Annotated in this window: 1 protein-coding gene; it reads right to left on the bottom strand. The window is 49.1% G+C overall.

Annotated elements, in window-relative coordinates:
- Positions 1 to 173: 173 nt before the first annotated feature.
- Positions 174 to 793: DUF6318 family protein (locus tag HMPREF3016_RS02975; RefSeq protein WP_070740079.1), on the bottom strand; the 620-nt coding region annotated here is incomplete at its 5' end.

The raw sequence follows: 793 nt of genomic DNA, 5'->3' as shown, positions 1-793 counted from the left end.
GTCACGCTTCGACGAATCAGAACCGCCGCCGCCACTAGAATTACTCGTCGAGCACGCGGCAAGAGCAACCGCCGCAGAACCGGCGCCGAACACACCAAGAGCGGAACGGCGAGAAATAACGTACTGATCAGACATAATATTTCCTTTCTGTTCAGACCTTCTGCTTTATGATGTTAGAGTCCGAATCCGCCCAGACCGGAACCAGTGGATGCGCCACCGCTGGCGCTGGGGCTTGCGGAGCTGCCTGCTCCAAGGTCAATCTCCCATTTACCATCTTTATAGGTGCCTTTAAAAAAGGTTTGCGATCCTTCCTGATGCCGCGACTCCTCGGGAATATCCGTCACCTGACCATTTTGAACCATAAAGCTGCCCATATTTATTGATACCTTTCCTTCCCAGGTATAAGTGTCACCTTCAATCTTAGGCTGCGGAGTATCAAGAAAAGCTTTGACAGTAAACTCCTCGACCCAGGATTTATCCGGCATTCCAGAAGATTTCATCTGTTCTTCAAGCTTTGAGAGTTGTTCTTTGCCTTTAATATTGCTCTCCTTAAGAGCACTGACATCTCTCGTCATAAGGAGATACTGGAAACTAGCAAAGAAAAAGGCGATATTCTGATAGAAGCCATCTACCGATTTATCATTCAGGTTATCGGGTTTAATCGGTTTCGGAACATTCTTCGCGGGATGCTCACGGGTTGCGGGTTCATAGTTCCCGGCGGAAGTATCAAACTTGTCATACTTCACCTCGCCGCTGTAATCGTCACGCTTCGACGAATCAGAACCGCCGCCGC

Source organism: Rothia sp. HMSC065D02, assembly GCF_001815285.1.
Taxonomy (GTDB): domain Bacteria; phylum Actinomycetota; class Actinomycetes; order Actinomycetales; family Micrococcaceae; genus Rothia; species Rothia dentocariosa.
This window is presented reverse-complemented; position numbering and strand designations above follow the sequence as displayed.